The sequence below is a fragment of the Streptomyces sp. NPDC029216 genome, assembly GCF_040648015.1.
In the GTDB taxonomy this organism is placed as follows: domain Bacteria; phylum Actinomycetota; class Actinomycetes; order Streptomycetales; family Streptomycetaceae; genus Streptomyces.
Window position 1 is genome coordinate 103,282 of sequence record NZ_JBEZWL010000002.1, and the last position, 18,710, is coordinate 121,991.

17 protein-coding genes are annotated in these 18,710 nt (G+C 72.2%); 4 read left to right on the plus strand and 13 right to left on the minus strand.

Annotated elements, in window-relative coordinates:
- Positions 1-30 precede the first annotated feature (30 nt).
- The 3 genes from AB0F18_RS01440 to AB0F18_RS01450 all read right to left on the minus strand — a co-directional run bounded on the left by AB0F18_RS01440 (position 31) and on the right by AB0F18_RS01450 (position 2,851).
- Positions 31-1,047, minus strand: coding sequence for an ABC transporter substrate-binding protein (locus tag AB0F18_RS01440; protein ID WP_362053409.1), 1,017 nt, complete (start codon positions 1,045-1,047; stop codon positions 31-33).
- Positions 1,048-1,109: 62 nt separating this feature from the next.
- Entirely contained in the window at positions 1,110-1,895 is a 786-nt protein-coding gene (locus AB0F18_RS01445; RefSeq protein ID WP_362053412.1) for an amino acid ABC transporter ATP-binding protein, read from the minus strand.
- On the minus strand, positions 1,892-2,851 hold the full coding sequence (locus AB0F18_RS01450; protein ID WP_362053595.1) for an ABC transporter permease subunit: 960 nt from the start codon (positions 2,849-2,851) through the stop codon (positions 1,892-1,894). The genes AB0F18_RS01445 and AB0F18_RS01450 overlap by 4 nt, the downstream gene beginning before the upstream one ends.
- A gap of 488 nt (positions 2,852-3,339) precedes the next feature.
- Between AB0F18_RS01450 and AB0F18_RS01455 the strand changes: the two genes are divergently transcribed.
- A complete protein-coding gene (locus tag AB0F18_RS01455) occupies positions 3,340-4,218 on the plus strand; it encodes a glutathione S-transferase C-terminal domain-containing protein (RefSeq protein WP_362053415.1) in 879 nt (292 codons plus the stop codon).
- 37 nt (positions 4,219-4,255) lie between these two features.
- Here the strand turns inward: AB0F18_RS01455 and AB0F18_RS01460 are convergent, their stop codons facing one another.
- From AB0F18_RS01460 to AB0F18_RS01475, 4 genes are all read right to left on the minus strand, one after another.
- A complete protein-coding gene (locus AB0F18_RS01460; RefSeq protein WP_362053418.1) occupies positions 4,256-4,789 on the minus strand; it encodes a type 1 glutamine amidotransferase domain-containing protein in 534 nt (177 codons plus the stop codon).
- Positions 4,790-4,995: 206 nt separating this feature from the next.
- Positions 4,996-5,454: a hypothetical protein gene (locus AB0F18_RS01465; RefSeq protein WP_362053421.1), complete on the minus strand. Its 459-nt coding sequence runs from the start codon at positions 5,452-5,454 to the stop codon at positions 4,996-4,998.
- Positions 5,455-5,476: 22 nt separating this feature from the next.
- Positions 5,477-6,781, minus strand: coding sequence for a M48 family metallopeptidase (locus AB0F18_RS01470; protein WP_362053424.1), 1,305 nt, complete (start codon positions 6,779-6,781; stop codon positions 5,477-5,479).
- 144 nt (positions 6,782-6,925) lie between these two features.
- Positions 6,926-7,909: a LuxR family transcriptional regulator gene (locus tag AB0F18_RS01475; protein WP_362053427.1), complete on the minus strand. Its 984-nt coding sequence runs from the start codon at positions 7,907-7,909 to the stop codon at positions 6,926-6,928.
- Positions 7,910-8,057: 148 nt separating this feature from the next.
- Between AB0F18_RS01475 and AB0F18_RS01480 the strand changes: the two genes are divergently transcribed.
- Positions 8,058-9,470 (plus strand): aminopeptidase P family protein, encoded by a 1,413-nt coding sequence (locus tag AB0F18_RS01480; protein ID WP_362053430.1) that lies wholly within the window; start codon positions 8,058-8,060, stop codon positions 9,468-9,470.
- Positions 9,471-9,553: 83 nt separating this feature from the next.
- Here AB0F18_RS01480 and AB0F18_RS01485 read toward each other — a convergent pair whose 3' ends face one another.
- Positions 9,554-10,063, minus strand: coding sequence for a hypothetical protein (locus tag AB0F18_RS01485; protein ID WP_362053433.1), 510 nt, complete (start codon positions 10,061-10,063; stop codon positions 9,554-9,556).
- 120 nt (positions 10,064-10,183) lie between these two features.
- On the opposite strand from AB0F18_RS01485, the gene AB0F18_RS01490 reads away from it, so the two are divergent.
- Positions 10,184-10,306 carry a hypothetical protein gene (locus tag AB0F18_RS01490; RefSeq protein ID WP_362053436.1) on the plus strand — a complete coding sequence of 41 codons (123 nt, stop codon included), beginning with the start codon at positions 10,184-10,186 and terminating at the stop codon, positions 10,304-10,306.
- A 17-nt stretch (positions 10,307-10,323) separates the two neighbouring features.
- Here AB0F18_RS01490 and AB0F18_RS01495 read toward each other — a convergent pair whose 3' ends face one another.
- Positions 10,324-11,661, minus strand: a complete 1,338-nt coding sequence (locus AB0F18_RS01495) for a PLP-dependent aminotransferase family protein (RefSeq protein ID WP_362053439.1) — start codon at positions 11,659-11,661, stop codon at positions 10,324-10,326.
- 88 nt (positions 11,662-11,749) lie between these two features.
- Here AB0F18_RS01495 and AB0F18_RS01500 point away from each other — a divergent pair, with 88 nt between their 5' ends.
- Entirely contained in the window at positions 11,750-12,373 is a 624-nt protein-coding gene (locus AB0F18_RS01500) for a DJ-1/PfpI family protein (RefSeq protein WP_362053442.1), read from the plus strand.
- Between the two features lie 57 nt (positions 12,374-12,430).
- Here AB0F18_RS01500 and AB0F18_RS01505 read toward each other — a convergent pair whose 3' ends face one another.
- The 4 genes from AB0F18_RS01505 to AB0F18_RS01520 all read right to left on the minus strand — a co-directional run bounded on the left by AB0F18_RS01505 (position 12,431) and on the right by AB0F18_RS01520 (position 18,420).
- On the minus strand, positions 12,431-13,816 hold the full coding sequence (locus AB0F18_RS01505) for a histidine-type phosphatase (protein WP_362053445.1): 1,386 nt from the start codon (positions 13,814-13,816) through the stop codon (positions 12,431-12,433).
- A 206-nt stretch (positions 13,817-14,022) separates the two neighbouring features.
- Entirely contained in the window at positions 14,023-15,408 is a 1,386-nt protein-coding gene (locus AB0F18_RS01510) for a tannase/feruloyl esterase family alpha/beta hydrolase (RefSeq protein ID WP_362053598.1), read from the minus strand.
- Positions 15,409-15,544: 136 nt separating this feature from the next.
- On the minus strand, positions 15,545-16,966 hold the full coding sequence (locus AB0F18_RS01515; RefSeq protein WP_362053448.1) for a PHB depolymerase family esterase: 1,422 nt from the start codon (positions 16,964-16,966) through the stop codon (positions 15,545-15,547).
- 353 nt (positions 16,967-17,319) lie between these two features.
- Entirely contained in the window at positions 17,320-18,420 is a 1,101-nt protein-coding gene (locus AB0F18_RS01520) for a serine hydrolase domain-containing protein (protein ID WP_362053451.1), read from the minus strand.
- Between the last annotated feature and the right edge of the window lie 290 nt (positions 18,421-18,710).

Genomic DNA, 18,710 nt, shown 5'->3' on the forward strand with positions numbered 1-18,710 from the left:
GTTGCCCGGTAGCGGGGTGGCATCGGCGGCTCAGGAGTTGGTCAGGGGCAGGCCGGGCGGATCGACCTCGGAGGTCTCCACGGCCTCTTCCGACAGGTTCCAGGCCGCCAGCAGCTTCGCGTACTGCCCGTTGCGGATCAGGTGGTTGATCGTCGCCGCGACGGGCCCGGCCAGCTTGCTGTCCTTCTTGGCCGTCGCCGCGATCAGCCCCTGGAGGGTCTCCCCCGCACCCGAGAACCGGCCCGCGTTCCGGGTCGGCGTGCCGCTGCCGGCGGCCTGGGTCACGTGGTAGGCGCTGGACGGGTTCGGCACGAAGGTGATGTCGATCTTCTTGCCGCTGAGTGCCAGGTAGGTGCTGCTGCTGTCCGGGAAGTACTTGACGTCGATGTCCTTTCCCTCGGACCGCAGCCTCGCCTGCCACTCCAGGAGGATCTTCTCCTGGTTGGTGCCCCGGGCCACCGCGACCGTCTTCCCGGCGAGGTTGCGGTAGTCGCCGCCGAAGTTCCAGGGGTTGTCCTTCAGCACCTCGAAGGCCAGGTTGTCCTGCCGGTACGAAGCGAACTCGTACTTCTTCTTCCGCTCCTCGGTGACGGTGACGTTGGAGAAGGCCACGTCGACCCGGCCGCTGTCGATGCCGACGAACAGGTTCTCCCAAGTGGAGTTCTTCACCACCGGCTTCAGCCCGAGCGTGGCGGCCACCAGCCGTCCGAGGTCCGGCTCGGCGCCGGTCAGGGTCTTCTGGTCGCTGCCGACGTACGCCAGCGGCGGGAACCCGGCGGGCAGCGCACCCACCCCGATGACCAGTTCCCCCCGTTCGCGGACGGCCTGGGGCAGTTGTGCGCGCAGCGACTCGTCCACGGGGACGGTGATGTCGGTCTGCCGCGCGGCGCCGTTGGACAGGGCGCCGACGGCGACCGTGGCCGGGCCCGCCGGCGCGCCGGTGCCGACGGCCGGGCTCTCGCCGCCGCAGGCGGTGAGGCCGGTGACGAGCGTCGCGGCGGCGGCCGCGGTGGTGAGGGTCCTGCGGAATGGGTTCAGGCGGTGCATGGGGGTGTCGTTCCTTCGGTTCGCGGGGGGGGAAGTGAGCGTGGGTGTACGGGAGTGCGCGGTCAGAGCACCTTGCTCAGGTACTCCCGGGTCCGGGGGTGGACCGGGTGGTCCAGGACCTGCTCCGGCGGGCCCTGTTCGACGACCCGGCCGTCGTCCAGGAAGACGATCTCGTCGGCCACCTCGCGGGCGAAGCCGATCTCGTGCGTGACGATCAGGAGGGTGGTCCCGCCGACGGCCAGGTCCTTGATGACGGCCAGCACCTCGCCGACCAGTTCCGGGTCGAGCGCGGACGTCGGTTCGTCGAAGAGGATGACGCCGGGCCGCAGCGCGAGTGCGCGGGCGATGGCCACCCGCTGCTGCTGGCCGCCGGACAGCTGTCGCGGGTAGGCGTCGGCCCAGCCGCCGAGCCCGACCCTTTCCAGCAGTTCCCGGGCGAGCGCCCGGGCCTCCGGCCGGGGCAGCCGCCCGGTCGCCACCGGCGCCGCGGCCACGTTGTCGAGGACGGTGAGGTGGGGGAACAGGTTGAAGTTCTGGAAGACGAACCCGATCCGGCCGCGCTGGGCGAGGATCGCGCGTTCACTCAGCTCCTTGAGCCGGTTCCCGTGCCGCCGTACGCCGATCAGCTCGCCGCCCACGCTGACGTGCCCGGCCTCGGGCTTCTCCAGATGGTTGACGATCCGCAACAGGGTCGACTTGCCGGAGCCGGAGCGTCCGATCACCGCGGTGACCGTGCCCGGCCGGACGCGCAGGCTCACTCCGTCCAGGACCCGCCGGTGGCCGTACCACTTGTGCACGTCGTGCACCTCGATGCCGGCGGGCGGGCTCGTCGTGGCGGTGGTGGTCATCGCGCGGTCTCCTTCCGGAAGCGTGCCCCCAGCTCGCGCAGGCCCGCCCGGGCCCGCTGCAGGGGGGTGGGCGGCATGGTCCGCAGTGCCCCGCGCGCGTAGTACCGCTCCACGTAGAACTGCACGACGGACACGACGCTGGTCAGGACCACGTACCAGGCGGTGGCGACCAGGAGCAGCGGCACCACGTCCCCCGGGTAGGTGGCGCCCAGGCTCTGCACCGAGCCGAACAGGTCCAGCAGTGACACGTAGAACACCAGCGAGGTGGCCTTGACGAGCCCGATCAGCTGGTTGACGTAGCCGGGCACGATGGAGCGCAGGGCCTGCGGGAACACGATCCGGGTGAACTGGTACCGCTTGGGCAGCCCGAGCGCGGCCGCCGCCTCGTGCTGGCCCTGGTCCACGGAGAGCAGCCCGGCCCGGACCACCTCCGCCGCGTACGCCGCTTCGGCCAGGCTCAGTCCGGCCACCGCCACGGCCATGTCCGTGGCCAGCTTCGACTCGTCGAAGGTGAGGAGGGCCGGGCCGAACGGCACCCCGAGGCTCAGCGTGGGGTACAGGGCGCTGAGGTTGTAGAGGAAGAGCAGGACGACGATCAGCGGCACGGAGCGCAGCAGCCAGATGTAGGTCCAGCTCACCGTCCGCAGTACCGGGCTGGCCGACAGCCTGCCGAGGGCCAGCAGGATGCCGCCCAGCAGCCCGAGGACGGCGCTGTACGCGGCCACCTGGAGCGTGACGAGCAGGCCGTCCAGGATCACCGGCCGGGTGACCCAGTAGGCGAACCGGTCCCACTGGTAGAAGGGGTTGGTCAGCAGCCCGTGTGCGGCCTGGGAGGCCAGCACCAGCACGACGACGGTGGCGACCCACCGGCCGGGCCGCCGCAGCGGCACCACCCGCTCTGCCGGAGCGGGCGGGCCGGGACGTCCGGAGGGACCGGACGGCGCGGTCAGGAGAATCGATTCGGTCAAGGGCACTCCGCAGGTTCGGTCACTGGGACGGGACGGCCACGGCTCCGGGTCCGTGGGGCCGAGGTATGCCGGGGATGCTAGGCACTTCCGGGCCGCCCGGACGGAAGGCCGTGGGACTGCCATGAAGTCGCCATGCGGCGGCAACAACCGGTGCCCGGTCTTGACAGCGCCCCGGGCGCGCGTCGACACTCCAGAGCGGCGAATCCTGCTGAACTGGTAGGGAATTATGGGGTGCTCTGCGCTGGGTCACGGCACGGCTGAGGTCCTTCTCGCCGTCCTGCCGGTGCGACTGCTGACGTCCCGCCGCCACATCGACCTGCTCCGCGTGTGCAGCGCGGCGAATCCCCTGCACCGTGGCGGTCCCGCGCCCACGCGCCCCTGACCCCCGCGCCGTCCCCCGCCGGGTCCCGGTCGACGCCGAGGCGTCCCGGGCCGTCGTGTCGCATGCCCGTGACCGAACACTCCCAGGGAGACCCATGCCCGCCGGTTCCTTGAATGCCGTGCCCCGCTTCCCGAGCAGGATCGGCCGTGACGCCCGCAGCGGCTACCCCGCCGTGCCCTACCGCTACCGGCTCCACCTCGCGCTGTCCTGTCCGCACTGTCTGCAGATCGCCATCACGCACAGCCTGCTCGGCCTGGCGGACATCGTCCCGATGACCTTGCTGCCGGGCGTGCCTGACGCACCCGGCGGCGGGTACCTGGCCCTGCGCCCGCTGTACGAGGCCAGTTCTCACCAGCATCCGGGACCCGCGGCGGCGCCGGTGCTCAGCGACAGCTGGACCGGGCGGATCGTCAGCACGCACACGCCGGCCATCCTCGAAGACCTGGCCCGGCGGTTCGGCGCCTCCGGCCCGCGCCTGTACCCCGAGGGCGCCGACGAACGGATCGGGGCCATCGGCCGGCTCTGCGAACACGACATCAGCGCAGCGGCGCAGCGCGCCGGAGAGGCCGGGGCCGACGCAGCGGCGCGCGACACGGCTCTGGCCACCCTGCTGCGCGGGCTGGGCTCACTGGAGCGGCACCTCTCATCCGCGCAGCACGTGCTCGGCGGGGAACCGACCGCCGCGGACGTCCGGTTGTGGGTGACGCTGGTGCAGCTGGACACGGTGCACCGCTGGCATCTGGACGCGGCAGCGGTCTACCGCATCATCACCGACCACCCGCACCTGTGGTCGTACGCACGACGGCTGGCGGCGCATCCCGCCTTCGGGTCCCACCTCGACCTGGACGGGATCACCCGCAGGCACCACGCGCGCTGCCGGGGCGCGGAGGCCGCCGGTGCGGCGGTACGGATCGTCGACTGGGCGAGCCACGTACCGCGAACGGTCGCCTCCGTGAACACGACGGGGAGCTGACCCCGGCCCGGCGGGGTCCGCCCCGCCGTAGCCGGCTTCAGCCCTCGAAGACCTTCAGGAACGCCTCGCAGAACGCGTCCAGGTCGCCCGGCTTGCGGCTGGTGACCAGTGGGCCGGCGCCCGCCCGGCAGATGTGGACCTGCTCGTCGACCCAGGTACCGCCCGCGTTGCGGATGTCGGTGGCCAGACTGGGCCATGAGGTCAGCGTCCGTCCGCGAACGACGTCGGCCTCCACCAGCAGCCAGGGCGCATGGCAGATGGCGGCCACGGGCCGGCCCGCCTCGAAGAAGCCGCGCGTGAAGTCGACCGCGGTCCTGCTCATCCGCAGCGCGTCGGGGTTCGCCACTCCCCCGGGCAGGACTAGTGCGTCGAAGCTTTCGTCCGTACGGCCGGTGAGGACCCGGTCGACCGGGTAGGTGCCGGCCTTGTCCAGGTGACGCATCGCCTGGACCTCCCCCGGCTTCGTCGAGACCAGTCGCGGGGTCCAGCCGGCCCCGAGAACCGCCTTCCAGGGGTGGGTCAGCTCGACTTCCTCGACGCCTTCGGTCGCCGTCAGGAATGCGATGCGCATCGTGCTCACGTCCTTTCGTAGCGGGATTGCGGGAGACCCGGGCGAACGCGTCAACACGGGCGGTAGCCGTGCGTGGCCACGGGTGAGCAGGGACGGGCTGCCGTGGCCGGCGAGGTGGGCCTGTGCGGCGCCTACCCGCCGCCACGCCACTCATACGGCGCGACGCGGATCGGACTCTCGAACGTTCCGCGGGTTTGGGACGGCCGTCAGTCCTTGAGCTTGTACGTGCAGGGTTCGGCCGACTTGCCGTCCTGATTGTCGGCGACCTGCTTGCCGTCGACCTTGATGGTGCACGGGGCCGGCATGAACATCCCATCCGGTCCCTTGACCGAGCCCGGCACCACCGACACGGTGATGCCGACCTTGAGCTCGGCGTCGACCAGCTGCATGGGCTCCGTCTTGGTCCAAGGCAGCGTCACCTGCTCGAAGTGGTTGGTGTTCCCGCTCCACATGACCTGCGCCGCGCCCGTGCCGCCCACCTCGAAGACCACCTGATGCGGCAGGCCCTTCTTGTCCGGAGCCGAGCCCTTCGACCCGCCGCTCGACGAGGCGCTCGGGGAGCCTCCCGCCTTGGCCGGGCCGGCGTCCTTCTTCTCACTGCCGCACCCGGTCAGCAGCACAGCGGCTACGAGCATGCCGATGGTGAGGGTTGTTGTCCTGCGCATGTGTGTACGTCCTTTCACGACGTCAGCATGTGTGGCTGAGGATGACCTGCCGGGCCACCCTGGCTCGGGCCGGGGCCAGTTCTGCGGCGACTGCTGCGGCCCGCTCGTCGCCGAAGTCGACGTGGCCCGGGTGCGGTTCGCCCCGCGCCAGGCACTGGCGGCGCAGGTGCGTCGGCGGGTGGGTGTCGTCCACGCCGTGCCCGCGCCGTGCCGAAACCCGGAGCAGCCGCTCGTACTCATCGGCCGGGATCGAGGTCACGTGCGCCGTGATCCGCTCCCACAATCCCCGCTCGGCCGCTTCCCGGGCGGCCCGCCCGGCCGCCCCGCCCGTCATCTGGGCGGCCACCGACTCCCGACGCATCAGCATCTGGACGGAGTCGGCGACGAGGAGCCGGTCCATCAGCCCCACCGCGCCGTCGGTCGAACCGGCCCGCGCCGCGCTCACGTCGGCCTGGTACTCGGCGCGCTGAGCAGCGCGCAGTGTCAGGTGGTCGAGCAGCACCAGCAGTCCGTACGCCGCGTAGCGAGGCAGGTAGGTCATGACGTTGAACAGGGTGTCCCAAAGGGTGTGCGCGCGGCTGGGGGCCAGTGTTTCCACCCACAGGACCAGGGAACGCAGTGCCTGGCGGAGGAGCAGCCCGTGCCGGACGTCACCGTGGGCGAAGTGGCCGAGTTCGTGGCCCAGCAGAGCGATCCGTTCCCGCGGGGCGAGGACCTCCCACAGCCCGAGGCCCAGGTACAGCACGCGGCGCCGGCGCCATCCGTACGCCGTCACCGCGGCGTTGACGTCGCCGCCGATCACCACGGCATGGACCCCGGCGGTGCCGGTGACGGTGGCCACGTCGTCGATCAACTCGAACAGCCGGGGCGCGTCGGCCCGGTACAGCACGGGCCCGTCCTGCGGCATCCGGTACATCCGGGGCCGCAGCACGAACGCCACCACGATCAGTGCGACGCCGCCGATCGGCTGGACCACCGTCTCCCAGCCCAGTACGACCAGCAGCAGCCCGGCCACCGCCAGCGCCAGGGTGACGCCGTGCACCAGCAGGGCGAGCCCGAGGGCGAGCAGCGAGGCTGCGTCTCGCCGCGGCCGGTTCGTCGCTTCGCCGGACATGGCGGCCGCCAGTTCCTCGCCGTGCCGCCGCGCCAGGCGGCGCCTGGCCGCGGCGAGCCGGCCCGGCTCGGCAGCATCCGGGCCTGCGCCGTCCACGTTCCAGTCGCAGGCCGCGCACCAGCGAGGAAACCGCTCGTCGCCGGCGACGAGTGCGTGCCCGCACTCGGGACACATCTGTCTCTCGGTTACCTGGACGGCCAGGTCGTGCTCCATGATTCCCTCCCCCGCGGCCTCCCCAGGTGCGCGGCTACGGCAGGGTAGCCGACGCGGCCAGACGCCCTGACAGCGGTATTCGCACGGACGGCTGACACATCGCCGCCGGGCGCAGCCCTGGTCCGGGCGGCCCGGCGCAGTGGCTCACAGCCAGCCGTTGCGCTGGGCCTGGAGGGCCATCTGGAAGCGGTTCTCGGCGCCCAGGCGGGCCATGAGGATCTGGAGCCGGCGGAAGAAGGTGCGGCGGCTGATGCCCAGTTCGCGGGCGATGACGTCATCGCCCGCGCCGCCGGCGAGGAGGCGGAGCAGCCGGCGGTCGGCCGGCGGCAGGCCGGCCGGGCGGGTGGCGCGGCCGTGGAAGGGCAGGGCTTGCTGCCAGGTCTGCTCGAACAGGGCGATCAGTGCCGAGAGCAGGCCGCACGGCTGTACCACCAGCGTCGTGTTGTGCACGTCGGCCTCCCTGATCGACAGGGACACCAGCGCGTACGCCTCGTCGATGATCACCAGCTTGACCGGCACCGTCGGCGCCACCCGGGCCTGCTCGCCGGCCTCGATGCACGGCTCGATGGCCGTCTCCAGCCGCCCGGGCATCTCCAGTGACGCCTTCGAGTAGACCACCCGCTGGGTCACTCCGCGGGCGAGGGTCGCCAGCGCGTCGTCGACGGCTTCGGGCTGCGGGAAGTAGGGCGGCGATTCGAGCTGCCGGATCTGCTCGCGGGCGCTGGCCCATGCCTGGCGGAGCCTCGGGCCGACCGCGTCACCGGTGACGACTTCGACGAGGTTGTCGTTGTAGGCCGTGAGCCGCTGACGGCGGAACGATTCGAACGCGCCGCCCACGGCGATGCGGGATGCCTCCAGCTCGGCCGCGCGGTGCCGGGCGAGGATCTCCAGGCCTGCCGCGGGAGGGACCGGTGCCACCACGTCCGCGCTCTCCTCGGCGGCGCCGGCCAGCCCGGCGTCGACCAGCTCGCCGTACGCGGTGGCGAACTCGGTGCCCTCCAGCCCGGCCGCCCGCCCGATCTCGGCGAGCGGTGCGGGCGCCAGTTCCAGGAGTGACAGGTACACGCGGCCCGCTGCGGGGCCGATCCCCAGCATCCGCAGGGCCTCGTCCAGTTTCGCGTTCGCCATGCCCCGCATTATCGACGACCACGGGCCAGGGGTGGCCGATCAGTGCCACTGGCACGACCGGGCCTCCCGAGGGCGCGCCGCCGCAGTACCTTCCGGGAGTCGCCGGGGCCTCTCGGCGGTCGAACCCATCGGGAAGAAGGAGTACGACGTGGCGAACGGTCGCAAGAACGGCCTCTACTCGGGGATCTCCGAGGAACTGTCCGCCCTGATGAAGACGGGCTGGGCGGACACCGAACGGCACGGCCTCGCACGCGACGAGCAGGCCCCGTACGCGGCCCTCCGCCGCGCCGCCCTCTCGGCGCGCTTCCCCGGCGAGCGGCTGGTGGTCCCGTCCGGCAACCTCAAGGCCCGCTCGAACGACGACACCTACCCGTTCCGCCCGTACTCCGGCTACGTCCACATGACCGGGGACCGGGCCCGCGACGGCGCGCTCGTCCTCGAACCCCGCCCGGACGGCGGCCACGACGCGTACTGCTACCTGCTGCCGCGCGACGGCCGGGACACCGACGAGTTCTGGCTGGGCTACACCGCCGAGCTGTGGATGGGCCGTCGCCGCTCCCTCGCCGAGTCGGAGCGCGTGCTCGGGCTGTCCTGCCGCGACGTCCGCACGGCGGTGGGCGACCTGACCGCCTCGCCCGACGTGCCCACGCGCATCGTCCGCGGCGTCGACCCGGCGCTGGAGGCCGCGGTCACCACCGACGCCGCGCGCGACGCCGAACTGGAGGAGGCGCTGAGCGGGCTCCGCCTCGTCAAGGACGACTGGGAGATCGGCGAGATGCGCAAGGCGGTCGACTCCACCGTGCGCGGGTTCACCGACTGCGTGGGCGAGCTCTCGCGGGCGGTCGACTCCTCCGAGCGGTGGATCGAGGGCACCTTCTTCCGCCGGGCACGGCTGGAGGGGAACTCCGTCGGATACGGCTCGATCTGCGCCGCGGGCGACCACGCCACGATCATGCACTGGACCGACAACGACGGCCCGGTACGCCCCGGCGACCTGCTCCTGCTCGACGCCGGCGTGGAGACCCACACCCTCTACACCGCCGACGTCACCCGCACCCTGCCCATCAGCGGCACGTTCACGCCCGTGCAGCGCACGGTCTACGACGCGGTGTACGAGGCCCAGGAGGCGGGCATGGCCGCCGTGAAGCCGGGGGCCGCGTACCGCGACTTCCACGTGGCGGCGCAGCGGTACCTGGCCGGGAAACTCGTCGAGTGGGGCTTCATCGAGGGCCCGGCGGACCGCGCGTACGAGCTCGGCCTGCAGCGCCGCTTCACCATGGCCGGCACCGGCCACATGCTCGGTCTGGACGTCCACGACTGCGCCGCCGCGCGCACCGAGGAGTACGTCGAGGGTGTGCTGGAGCCGGGCATGGTGCTCACGGTGGAGCCGGGCCTGTACTTCCAGCCGGACGACCTCACGGTGCCCGAGGAGTGGCGCGGCATCGGCGTCCGGATCGAGGACGACCTGCTGGTGACCGCCGACGGCCACGAGAACCTGTCCGCGGACCTGCCGCGCTCGGCGGACGAGGTCGAGGCGTGGATGGCCCGCGTGGCGGGCTGACCGGCCGGGGGGGGCCGGGCGGTGCCGGGTGGCGCCGCCCGGGTCGGGCCAGGGGGCCTGGACTTCGATGCGGACCGCGGGTTTCAGTGGCCGGTGGCGGCCTTGACCGCCGCGACCGCCGTTCCGATCGCCGCGTCGATCACGCCGGCGAGCAGCGCGAGGGCCGTTCCTCCGCCCATCCGGATCCCGCCGTAGCAGCCCCATGCGAACAGGGTGGCGACGTTGACCCCGGCCGCCGTGTACAGCGCCGTCTTGAGTTCCATCGCACCCAGTGCCGAGACGCCGATCAGGAGGAGCGGGCCCACCGCCGACAGCAGCAGGGGGCTGCTGACGAAGAGCATGACGCGCAGATCCCGTCCCCGGGCGAGGGCGCCGTGCGTGACCCGGTGGGCCTGCTGGTCGGCGACGAGCGAGGCGAGCCACAGGCCCACCGCGGCGGTCGCGACGGTGGCCGCGGCCCCGGCGGCGTCCGGATGGCCGGTGCCGGCGAGGCCGATGACGACGGAGATCATCGTGATCGTCGCGTAGAGCCGCTCCTTGAGGTGCGCGGTGGCCGTCGCCGTACCCACCGCGTCCGCCACTCGTTCCGCCACGGGAACCACCGTAGGGTGCGGCCGCGCCGGGTCCACGGAACAACACCCTCCTCGTTCCGGCGGTCGAACAGATCCGGTTACGGCTGTGCCGACCGGGAGGGGGGACTTCTGCGGCTGTACATGGACACCGACGAGGTGAACGGTGTGACCGGCGCCGACGTCCGCCCGGGCGGTGCGCTGACCGCGCTCCTGGCCGCGCTGCCGTCACTGCTCGGCGAGGAGGTGGACCTCACCCACTGGTGACCGCGTGGAGGCGGGGGTCAGGCGTAGGCGTCTTCGAGGACGACGTGTCGGACGGTGCGCAGTGTCGCCCGGAGGGTGGCCGGATCGGGCGAGCCCAGAGCGAGGCGGATCGCCTGCGGTATGTGGACCGACGTGGTGAACGGCTCGGCCGTGGACACCGAGACGTGTTGACGGGCGAGGGTGGCGGTGAGGCGATCGGCGCGCGCGTCCTGGGGCAGCGGGAGCCACGTGAAGTAGGACGCGGGGTGTCCGACGAGCGGCAGGCCCTCCAGCTCCTGCCTGGCGAGTGCCTGGCGGGCCTTGGCGTCCTCGCGTTTCCGCGCTTCCAGGAGGTCCACCGTGCCGTCGTCGATCCAGCGGCAGGCGATCGCGGTGGTGAGGGCGGGTGTGTTCCAGGTGGTCGCCCGGATCGCGCGCTCGACTGGAGCCACCGCTGAGGGCGGGGCGACGACGAACCCGACCCGGAGGCCGGTGGCGACGTTCTTGGACAGCCCCGAGACGTAGACGGTGATGTCCGGCGCGAGGGCGGCCAGCGGCGGTGGCGGGTCCTCGACGAGGTAGGCGTAGGAGGCGTCTTCGATGATGAGCGGACCGTGCCGGCGGGCGATCTCGATCAGGCGGGTCCGGTCGGTTGCCGACATGACCCAGCCCAGCGGGTTGTGCAGGGTGGGCATCGTGTAGATCGCGCGCACCGGGCGGGTCGCGCACAGCTTCTCCAGGGCGTCGAGGTCCGGCCCTTCGGCGGTCGTGGGGACGGGCGCCAGGTCGAGGTGGAAGGCGTGCGCGAGTACTTTGAAACCCGGGTAGGTCAGCGCGTCGACCGCGACGACGTCGCCCGCGTTGAGGGTGGCCGTGACGGTGACGGCGAGACCGTGCTGCGCACCGTTGACGATGAGCACCCGGTCGGGGGTGGTGGCGATCTGGCGGCGTCGCAGGTGCCGTGAGATCGCGGCTCTGTCCTGGGGACGCCCTCGGTGTGGCTGGTAGCGCAGCAGCGCGTCGAGATCGCCGGCGCCGGCCAGCTCCCGCAGGGCCTGCCGAAGGAGATCGGCTTGCCCGGGCAGGGACGGGTAGTTGAAGTTGAGGTCGACCGCGTTCCCGGCGACGCCCTGCTGATCGATGCCGTGGCCGGGGGGAACCGTGATGTCCCGCACGAACGTGCCGCGGCCCTGTTCCCGGCTCACCAGCCCCATGGCCTCCAGCTCGGCGTACACCCGGGTCGCGGTCACGACGGCGATGCCCTCGCGCGCGGCGAGCCCGCGGTGCGTCGGCAGCCGCGCACCCGCGGTGAGCCGTCCGCTCCGGATGTCGGATGCGAGGGCGTCCACCAGCACTTTGTACCGCGGGGCTGCCATGCGTCGGATTGTATGCATGACAATTCTTTGGCTGTCCTGCCCCCGGGTCCTTACCGTCGAGGCCCAACCACCCGGAAGGACAGCCGCCGTGCACATCGCCATCCTCACCTTCGAGGGCTACAACGAGCTCGACTCCCTGATCGCGCTCGGCGTGCTCAACCGCATCAAGACCGCCGGCTGGCGGGTCACCATCGCCACCCCCAGCCCCAAGGTGACCTCGATGAACGGAGTGGTCATCGAGCAGATGTCCACGCTGGAGGAGGCGTGCACCGCCGACGCCGTCATCGTCGGCAGCGGCATCGCCACCCGCGAGGTCGTCGAGGACGCCGCGATCATGAGCGTCCTGCGCCGCCTGGACCCCTCGCGCCAACTCGTCGCGGCACAGTGCTCCGGCGCGCTCGTGCTGGCCAGGCTCGGCCTGCTCGACGGCATCCCCGCCTGCACCGACCTGACCACCAAGCCCTGGGTCGTCGCCGCCGGCGTCGACGTACTCAACCAGCCCTTCTACGCCAAGGACAACATCGCCACCGCCGGCGGCTGCCTGGCCTCGCCCTACATCGCCGCCTGGATCATCGCCCGCCTCCAGGGCGAGGAGGCCGCCGCGAGCGCGCTGCACTACGTCGCCCCGGTCGGCGAGAAGGAGGAGTACGTCGAGCGCGCCTGGCGCAACATCACCCCTTACCTGCCCGCTCTCACACCGGAAGGCGTGTGAACCCCCGGACCCGCGTGCGGGCCCGGGGGCGGGCGGCCCGGCCGCGGCGTGCGCGGGTCAGCCGTGCGCGAGGCAGCGCTTGAGCTCGTCGAGCTCGTAGAAGTGGCTGCCCTTGGCCACGGGCTTGCAGGACGGCTTGAACGCCGTCTCCTTCTCGTTGTAGAGCATCCGCACCAGGTACGTGGCCGGCTTCCCTGCGGAGGGCGTGTTCGCGAACAGGTCCCATTGGATGTTCGCGGCCATCGGTGAAACCTCCGCGCCTCGCCAGGGGTTGTTCCCGTACGCATAAGGCCGGCCGGGTTCCGCGGGCGCGGTGCTGCCGGGCAGGCCCATCAGGGCGGCGAGCGGCTCGATCTCCTCGGCGTGGGTGAAGCGCAGGACCGCGCCGTTGCCGTTGGTGCCGGCGGCCTTCGCCCCGGCCTGGGCCAGGAGGTCGTCGAGCAGGACGCCGGCCATCTTGTAGGTGATGGTGCGCCCTCTGAACGCGGGCCCCTTCTCGTAGAACTCCTCGGCATCGTCCAGGTAGGCGAACCACACGGCGTCGCGGGGCACCAGGAACGGGGTGAGGTCGACGTCCGGCGCCTCCACTCCCAGGTCGGGCGCCACACTGTAGAGCTGGTAGAGCGCACGGGCGAAGGAGACCTGCTCCGCGGGGGGCAGCGCCGCGGCGAAGTCCTCCCGGAACAGGCGCCCGACGACGCGGTGCGCCGCTTCGGCGGTGCGCGGGTCACCGTCGATCCGCTTGAGGACCCCGGCCAGCTCCGGATCCCCCTTCACATACGCCTGGTAGTCGGCGTTCTGCGGCTGCTTGTGGAAGTACAGCAGGTTCTTGTCGGTGACCGGGGCCTTGATCAGGCCTGCCAGCGCCGGCTCACCGGAGGCCAGGGCGCCCGTGAACGCTTCGGCGCTCGCCACCGTGCGCGGCACCCCCGACGTCTCCACCACGACGGGCTCGTGCCGGGCGGCGATGCCCGCCCACAGGGTCGGCAGCCGCTGCTCCATGCGCAGTGCCGTCTGCCGGTGCTCCTCGGCGCCGCGGGCGGACAGGTTGCCGTATCCGAGTGCGGAGGCGGCGGCCAGCAGTGACCGCACCTGCGGGCCCAGCCGCGCACCGAGGCCGGTGAGCGCGCCCTTGTCCTGCGCCTCGCGCAGGACGGCGAGCACGGCGTCACCGTCGGCGCTGTCCGTCATGGCGCGGGAGCCGTGGCGGGCGACGTTCTCGGTGAAGACGGGTACGAATCCCTTCGGGGGCTTCTGGTAGCGGTCCGGCGTCCCCTGGGGCGCGTAGGTCGCTTTCGTTCCGTAGAGGTCGCGCTCCACGCGCGGGGTACCGGTCTTCTCCCGCGCGAAGGCGGTGCCGACGCTGAACAGCATGCCTGCGGCGAGGGAGACGGCCAGGGCGGCGGACAGGGGGGCGGTGCGCTTCACAGTGGCCCTTCGCATCGGTTCGAGCTACCGGTCGGTAGCTGGTCTGCCGCAAGGTGACACGGCCATACGAATCCTTCCCGACGCCGCACCATGGCCTCGGTGAAGAGCTGCTGAACGACCCCCGCCGGTGGGGCGGAACGCGTGCTCTTCGACGCTACCGGGCTGCGCGTCCGGGTGCACCCGGACGCGCTGTCCGTAGGCGTCGGCGATGCGTTCTGTGGTCAGGAGGTGAGCGGGCAGCTCGTGAGCGGGTTCTCGTCAGGGGCGGGAAGCGGCAGCGTGCGGCTGGCCGGTGGCGGTACGCCGCGGCCGAGCCAGCTCTCCAGGGCGGTCAGGGCGGAGCGATGGCAGGGGACGAGGGGGCGGAGCTTGCCGGGGAAGGCGTCGAACAGGGAGTCGACGTGTGTTCCTCCCTCGACCCGGTAGTAGCGCAGGAGACGGCCGCGGCCGGCGTCGCCGACCATGCGCGCGTAGACGTCGGAGTCCTGGCTGATGGGCAGGAGGACGTCCAGGGTGCCGTGCAGGGTGATGAGGGGTTTTCCGATCCGGCCCGTCAGCGCGATGTTCGCGACGGCGTCGTGGACGCTGCGGGGTCGCAGGCGGTAGTCGTAGTCGGCGTCGCAGGCAGGGGTGCCCGGCGCGCAGAACGGGGTTCCCGCCTCCTGCCGGCCGTCGTATCCGGGGTCCAGCTCTTCGCGGTAGATGCGCTGGGTGAGGTCCCAGTAGTACTGGTGGTGGAAGGGCCACAGGAACTCCGAACCGGCCGGGAAGCCGGCTGCGAGCATCTCCTGGCGGGCCTGGTCGGCGCCCGCGCCTCCTGCGGCGTAGCGGGGGTAGGCGGCGAGGGCCGGCGGCAGGAAGGTGAGCAGGTTCGGTCCCTGCTCCCGCCAGAGGGTGCCCTCCCAGTCCACTCCGCCGTCGTACAGCTCGGGATGGTTCTCCAGCTGCCAGCGCACCAGGTAGCCGCCGTTGGACATGCCGGTGGCCAGGGTGCGGGAGACCGGCCGCAGGTAGCGCTGGGCGACGACGGCGCGGGCCGCGCGGGTGAGCTGGGTGACCCGCACGTTCCACTCGGCGATGGCATCCCCCGGCGCCTGGCCGTCGCGGTAGAAGGCGGTGCCCGTGTTGCCCTTGTCGGTCGCCGCGAAGGCGTATCCGCGGGCCATGACCCAGTCGGCGATGGCCCGGTCGTTGGCGTACTGGCCGCGCACCCCCGGGGAGCCGGTGATGACCAGGCCGCCGTTCCAGTGGTCCGGCAGGCGGATCACGAACTGGGAGTCGTGGTTCCAGCCGTGATGCGCATTGCTGGTGGACGGGTCCGGGAAGTATCCGTCGATCTGGATCCCCGGCACACCGCTCGGCACGCCCAGGCCGGCCGGCGTCAGGCCGGCCCAGTCGGCCTGGTCCGTGTGCCCCGAGGCGACGGTCCCGGCCGTGGTCAGCTCGTCCAGGCAGGAAGGTACCTGGAGTTCGGCGCCGGGGACCTTCAGCCGTGACATGCCGGCGCAGTGCCCGTCCGCCGTGGCCGGTCCGCTGCGGGGCTCGGCGGCCGCGGGCGCCGCCGCGATGGTCACGAACGCGGCTGCCGCCGCCGCGGCCCTGCGCAGCAGGACGGGGCGCGATGCGCGCCGGGGGCGTGGTCGTCGGGTCGGCGGTGCTGCACGGTGCACGGGGACCTCCGATGGGGTGTGTCTGCGGGCGGCCGCCCGTGCGGAGCGGGACCGGGCGACCGGCGGGGTGGGATCAGGGGCAGGTGCCGTCGGCGATGACGTAGTAGCCGGCCGGTGATTCCTTCAGCGTGTGCGTGGTGAAGGTGTTGTAGAGGCCCAGGTTCTGGTGCGAGCCCTTGGCGTACGCGTAGGCACCGTCCGAGGTGGCGCGTCCTGCCCGGACCTGCTGGTAGTTGTCCGCCGTCCAGCACCTGGCCGGCGCGCCGGTGGTGGTGGCGCTGGTCTCGGCCGAGCGGGCTCCCTCGGCGCCGGCGGCGTCACGGGCCGCCACGGCGTAGGTGTGGGTGCTTCCCGGGCTCAGACCCGTGTCGGTGAACGGGGATCCGGTGGGTGTCGCGATCCGGACCCCGTCGCGGTACACGGCGTATGACGCGGCCGCGCTGACGTCGTTCCAGGCCAGGGTGACCGAGGTGTCGGTGACACCGGTCGTGGACAGCCCGTCCGGGGCGGGGAGTCCGCCGGGCTGTGGAGCGGAGCCGTCCAGGCCGAAGAAGCCGGTGATCCAGTAGCTGGAGCAGATCGAGCGGATGAAGTTCGCCGTGCCCGTGGTGCCGCACTGCTGGGGGCCGGTTCCCGGGTCCACCGGCGTGCCGTGCGCGATGGAGGGCACCCGGTCCACCTCGACGGCCACGCTTCCGTCGGCCGCCAGGTACTGCTCGCGCTGCGTTCCGTTCGGGCCGAGGGTGGCGGTGCGGTCCGGGGTCTGTCCCAGGCCGTGGACGGCGGTCCACTGATCACGCAGCTCGTCGGCGTTCCCCGGGACGACCGTGGTGTCGCGGTCCCCGTGCCAGATGGCCACCCTCGGCCGGGGCCCGGCGTAGCCGGGGTAGGCGTCCTCGACGCTGTTGGCCCAGGCCGACGGGGTGCGGTCCACGCCGGGATTCATGCACGTGTAGGCGCCGGCCACGGAGTCGGCGCAGTCGTAGGCGATGCCCGCGACGACTGCGCCGGCCGTGAACACGTCGGGGTAGGCGGCGAGCATGACGGAGGTCATGGCGCCGCCTGCGGAGAGCCCGGTGACGTAGACGCGGGCCGGGTCGGTCCCGTAGTCGGTGGCCGCTTGCGCGACCATCTGCCGGATCGAGGCGGCTTCGCCCTGGCCGCGGCGGTTGTCACCGGGTTCGAAGAAGTTGAAGCACCGGTTGCCGTTGTTGGCTGAGGTGGTCTCGGGGAACACGAGGAGGAAGCCGTACCGGTCCGCGAACTCGGTCAGACCGGAGTTGTCGGCGTAGATCTGGGCGCTCTGCGTACAGCCGTGCAGCGCCACCACCACCGCCGGGGCCGGGGGCAGGCCGGCGGGGCGGTAGACGTACATGTTCAGTGCGCCCGGGTTGGGCCCGAAGGCGCCGACCTTCTGCAGGGGGACGGCGGCCCGGGCGGCGGGGGCGGGGGCGACGAACGCCGTCCCCGCCACCAGAGCCGCCACCACGGTCATCCGGCCGACCCTGCGGCGCCGTCGTCCCCCCGCCTCGGCGGGACGGGCCCGCACCGTGGGCGACGTTCGCTCCGGTCGTGCTTCGTGCGACGGCATGGCGGCTCCCTGTACGGGTGGACGGCTCCGCGCGCAAGGGCGTCCGTCCGTGCAGGTGAACGCCGCGCCGGGGTGTCCGTAACCGTAGGACCCGCTTCCTCCTGCGAAGAATGGTGCTGCGGCCCACAGGCCGCGAACCGGCCTGTATGTCCGGCCCGTTGCACCGATGCGGCCGTCCCTGCTAACAGCGCACGGGACCCTGGCCCGGACATCGGCCGCCGGCCCGATGCCGGCGGCGGGCGTTCGAGGCGTTGCGGCTAGCGACGCTTGGTACACAAGGCCGCGTCCACCGCCCCCTGGAGGTGGCGCAGGCTCTCGCCCTCGGCCGCCCAGGTCGTGGTGTAAACGGTCACGGTCCCACGGCCTGCCGTGGCACGGCCTCCGCCCACCGAATTGCCGGGCAGGTCGCCGCCGTGGCCCCAGTAGACGCCACCGCAGCTGAGCGGGATCGAGGCGATGCCGTAGCCGTAGCGGCTGCCCGCCGGGTAGACGTCGCGTCCGCCGACCGCGGTGGTGTCCTGGGTCATCTGGCGCAGGGCCCAGTCGGGCAGGAGGCGGCCACCGAACAGTCCGTCCCAGAAGGCGTTGAGGTCCTTCGGGGTGGAGACGAGGCCGCCGGATGCGCCGAACTCGTAGCCGGGGAGCTCGGTCACGTCCACTCGGCCGGCCTCCGGGGCGGCCGGGTGGATGCCGTAGTTGCGGGCGTGCGGTCCACGCAGCGACAGCTCGCCGGGGGCGGGCCAGTAGGTGTCGTCCAGGTGCAGCGGGCGCAGGATCGTGCGTTCGATGTACGTCCGGAAGCCGACCCCGGACGCCTTGTCGATCACCATGCCGAGCGCCAGGTAGTTGGTGTTGGAGTAACCCCAGTCGCTGCCGGGATCGAAGACCGGCTTCTCCTTGAGCGCGAGGGCCAGGTAGTCCTCCGGTGTGCCGGGCCGGGTCCAGTCGACCAGCCCGGCGTACTCCGGCAGCCCGCTGGTCTGCTTGAGCAACTGCCGGATGGTGATGGGGCGTTCGGCGAGCTGCGGCACGTAGCGGCCGGCGCGGTCGTCGAGTCGGATCCGCCCGTCCGCCACCAGTCGCATCACGGCTGTCGCGGTGAACGCCTTGGTGTTGCTGGCCAGCCGGATCCGCCCCCGCGCATCGACCATGGGCCGGCCCGACTCCCTGTCCGCGACACCGGCCGTACGCGTCGTCCTGCCGTCGTACGCCAGCGCGCCCGGGACCCCGTCGCTGTTGACGAGCAGGTCCAGCTGCCGCTGCACCGGGTCGACCGTCCGTGCTGCCGCCTCGGGGACGGACGCCCCGATGACGGCTGCGGCAAGCAGAGCCGCGGTGGCGATGGACTTGCGGTGCATGAGCTTTCCCCCTGATCGTAGGCCCGCCTGGGCCGGTCGTTCGCTTGACGACGACGACTCTGCCGTGAAGCCGACATAAGATCATTGCGCTTGGCCCCCGAAAGGTCGGGCGGCCAACCCCCTTGACACATCACGATTTGTCAGGTTCACAGCCGCGCTGACCGAGGTGTGTCCGCCAAACAGCACAACTTCTCCGCGTCCCGTTCATACGTGCACGAGGGCGGCACCCGAACCCGCCTCCGCCGACTCTGGCCAGGCGCTTCTTGCATGCTGCCGCACTGTTTCGGCGT